At 51.1% G+C, this 3,700-nt stretch carries 5 protein-coding genes; 3 read left to right on the forward strand and 2 right to left on the reverse strand.

Annotation, left to right across the window (positions count from 1 at the left end):
* Positions 1-265, reverse strand: a 265-nt coding sequence (locus tag J5224_RS23985; protein ID WP_264627737.1) for an acyl-CoA thioesterase/BAAT N-terminal domain-containing protein, incomplete at its 3' end; no start/stop codon positions are given.
* Positions 262-1,326, reverse strand: coding sequence for an ABC transporter substrate-binding protein (locus J5224_RS23990; RefSeq protein WP_264627738.1), 1,065 nt, complete (start codon positions 1,324-1,326; stop codon positions 262-264). The genes J5224_RS23990 and J5224_RS23985, both read right to left, overlap by 4 nt.
* A gap of 302 nt (positions 1,327-1,628) precedes the next feature.
* On the opposite strand from J5224_RS23990, the gene J5224_RS23995 reads away from it, so the two are divergent.
* The 3 genes from J5224_RS23995 to J5224_RS24005 form a co-directional block, all read left to right on the forward strand.
* On the forward strand, positions 1,629-2,327 hold the full coding sequence (locus J5224_RS23995) for a GntR family transcriptional regulator (protein WP_264627739.1): 699 nt from the start codon (positions 1,629-1,631) through the stop codon (positions 2,325-2,327).
* Positions 2,324-3,082 (forward strand): ABC transporter ATP-binding protein, encoded by a 759-nt coding sequence (locus J5224_RS24000; RefSeq protein WP_264627740.1) that lies wholly within the window; start codon positions 2,324-2,326, stop codon positions 3,080-3,082. Before J5224_RS23995 ends, J5224_RS24000 begins: the two co-directional genes overlap by 4 nt.
* Position 3,083: 1 nt before the next feature.
* On the forward strand, positions 3,084-3,700 hold a 617-nt coding region (locus J5224_RS24005), incomplete at its 3' end, for an ABC transporter permease (RefSeq protein WP_264627741.1).

Here is a 3,700-nt window from a genome sequence, read left to right on the forward strand (position 1 = left end):
CCGGTTCAGACACCAGACGCAGTGACCAGACAGGCGCCATCGGTTCAGCATCGAGCCAGTCACCAGACAAGGGGAGGGCAGTTTCCAGATCCAGCACGCCGTCATCTCCAACGTCAAACACCGCATCACTGTGCCAGATACTGCCATCCGTATGGGTAAAATCGGCCATAAATCGCACCCGGCCAGGGGCAAGTCCGTCAGCACGAATCTTACGCGACACATCAATCAGGCCATCCGGCGTATCTATTCTTAGCGTCGCGCTCATTTGGCTTCCTCCGCCCGGATTTTCAAGGCCTCCTTATCGAAGTCATCAAATGCCGCAATGAATGCGTTAGAAAAAATACGTTCTACTGGCACATCTGCTTTTGGAAACTCCCCATTTTTTGCCATAGCGCTGATTGCCGCTCGGATCACCGGCAGATCGTACTCCCCTGGCGTACGGCGTGAGCCATCTTCCCGATACAACGTGCGTTGCAAACGACGGGAGAGTAGCGTCTTTGCCTCCTCTAGCCCTTTGCCTTCCGCATCAGCAGGTTTGCTTTCGGGATATTGACGCCAAAAAGCCCGCACGCAGAACTCAGGGTTCACATCACAGACGTATTGTGCTTCGGTATAGGCAAGACCGAAGCGCCGAAGCAGATCGGGATGTTCTTTAAAGGTATCCTCATGCGCGATAAAACCGTTGCCAGGGTTTTCCTGAAAGACATCGGGGTATGCAATACGGCGGATTTTTGTTCCGGTAAACTCAAAAATATCGCCCCAACTGCTGTTATAGTTCAGCGCATCCACCTGCTTGCTGCGCAGTGCCTGAAAGCCGGAACCCAGCACACCAACAGCAACAAACTCAACGTTTTTACCCGGCTCAAGACCGGCTACCCGTAAAGCAGCACGGCTGTTTGGTATCGTGCCCCACGTCAGTGCGCCAACACCGATTTTTTTATCCTTCAAATCAGATAACGTTTTAATGGGAGAATCCGCCAGCACGGTATATTCCATCGTCTGGGCGGGAGTGCCGTTATAAAAATAACGCAGTGGTAACGGATCTTTCCCGTTGAAATAACTTGAAATTACGGGTTCCGATACAGGATAACCAAAAGTAACCCGTTTGCTGGCCACCTGCGGCAGCAATGCACCTGCACCTTGAAATACAATCAGTTTGACAGACAGATTCTGTTCTTTAAACAACCCCAGTTCCTGGGCTGCAGCATAAGGCGCTCCGTCATGGACCGCTGGCGGGATCGCTAATGCGATAGTCACTTCATCCAGAGCTTGCGCCTGGGAAACACCCATAAATATGAGAGATAATAACGACCACTTCAAACGCATATACGCCCCTTGCTCAATAGGTTTCCTGTGGGGAAAGGTAAAACGGTGGCCTGCAAATCAGAACGAATAACTTTATCTAATAATGTGCATATCTTGGATGAAGTGAGATGCCCACAGTGGGCTGCAAAAAAATGCTGAATATCTTTTATATATCTACTGAGCACCTCAGTTAATGCAAATAATAACATTCCATTGCTGATTTAATTATTAGTTTAGTCCTCGGCACTGCGACAGAATGCGTCCATTAAGGTATTCAACGTGACGCTGTGAGATGCTCACAGAGGTGAATTGAGAGGACCGGAGTGACCCATTCCCTATCTTTAAGCGACCATGTTTATCACACGATTCGTCGCGATATTCTAACGTGTCGTCTGTTGCCAGGATCGCTGGTAACAGAGTCCGAAATGATGGAGCGCTACCCGTCAGGGAAAAGCACCATCAGGTTGGCACTGACTCGCCTGAGCCAGGAAAAACTGGTGATTTCACGCCCGCGCAAGGGTTACCGTATTGCCCCAGTGACACTGCAAGATGTGGAAGAAATCTTCACCATCCGCGCCGCGCTGGAACCACTCGCCGCGCGTCTGGCTGTCGGCAAAGTCGATATTGATTTACTCAAAACACTTGAAGCACAGTGCCGAGTTGAAGTTGCTGCACCGCTATCGACGCGAATTGATGTGTTTATGAACGCCAATAAGCGATTTCATTTAACCATTGTCGAAGCCACGGGTAACAGCCATTTAATCCGCACCCTTTCAGGGTTAATGGATGAAATGGCGCGACTGGTGGCCTTGGGTTTTAATGTGCAACGCGTTAAGCCAGAAATAAAACACGATCATAATGCCATGATTGATGCGTTTATTGCCGGTGATGTTAAACGGGTCGAATTTATCGCTCGCCGTCATATTGAAACATTCCAAGCCATGACATTGGAAAAAATCTACGCCACGTTAAGTAAAGAAGGCACGCTATTACCCGTATTGCCACGGGAGATATTTGAATGAATACTTCCTTACTTTCCGCCACAAAAGACAGCATTGAATTACGCGGCGTCAGTAAATCTTTTGCCAGCCAGAAGGTACTGGAAAGAATATCGCTGACGATTAAAGAAGGTGAAATTGTTGCGCTATTAGGCGCATCGGGTGGCGGTAAAAGTACGCTATTAAACCTCATGTCGGGTCTATTACCTGCCGACAGTGGCGATATCGTCATTCAGGGTGTCCCTGCCAGGCAGTTTCAGCACTGGCAACGCATTGCCTATCTGTTTCAGGAAGATCGCTTACTGCCGTGGCGAACCGTTGAACAGAACGTGCATTTTGGCTTGGAAAACAGTGCACTCAGCAAACAGGAGCGCCGTCGACGCGTGGCTGACGCGCTGACGCTGGTTGGCCTTTCCGCTTTTGTTCACCATTGGCCACATCAATTATCCGGGGGCATGCGCAGCCGCGTAGCGCTGGCACGCAGCCTGGTGGTTCAGCCGCAAATTCTGCTGATGGACGAACCTTTTTCACGCCTCGATCCCCAAACCCGCGGCTCTATGCATGAGGAATTACTGCGTATCCAGGCACTGACCGGTATGACCGTTGTGCTGGTAACCCATGATGTGGAAGAGGCGGTGGTACTGGCAGATCGCGTAGTCATTCTGAAACCACAACCAGGGCGCATCCATCTTGAAGCCACGCTGCATCTTCCGCGCCCGCGTGTTGCCACCCACCCTGACGTGAACGAACAGATTCGACTACTGCGTCTTGAGGTATGAGATGAAACTATTTTCGCGCACCTTCAGCCTGCTCCTGCAACGACTGGTATTACTGGCGATATTCCTTTTCGCATGGTGGCAAGGGTCACTGCATCTTCCGACGTTTGTATTACCCAGTCCCAGCAGCACCTTGCAGGCATTGCTCTCTCTGTGGCAGGGAGAAACGCTCCTGCACGACATCAAAGTGACATTCGGCCGCGTTGTCTCTGGTTTTGTACTGGCTGCACTGGTAGGCACCGTCTTCGGCCTGGTACTGGGTGCCAGCCAGCGTGTGGCTCGCTTTTGTGAGCCGCTGTTAGCGGTATTTAACACGGTATCGTCTGCTATCTGGGCCATTTTCGCCATCATCTGGTTCGGCATTTCTGATGCCACCACCATTTTTGTGGTGTTTATGACGGCGATGCCGCTGATCCTCACCAATGTCTGGCAAGGCGCGCAAAACGTCGAAGCGCAGTATGTCGAATTGGCGCATAGCTTCCGAATGAACCGCTGGCAGACGCTGCACAAAATCTATCTCCCCACCATTATGCCCTACTTCTTTTCGGGGGCCCGGCTGGCATTTGGTTTCGGCTGGCGCGTATCGCTGGTGGCAGAAACGCTGGGGTCATCGGACGGCAT

The organism is Candidatus Symbiopectobacterium sp. NZEC135, assembly GCF_025962695.1.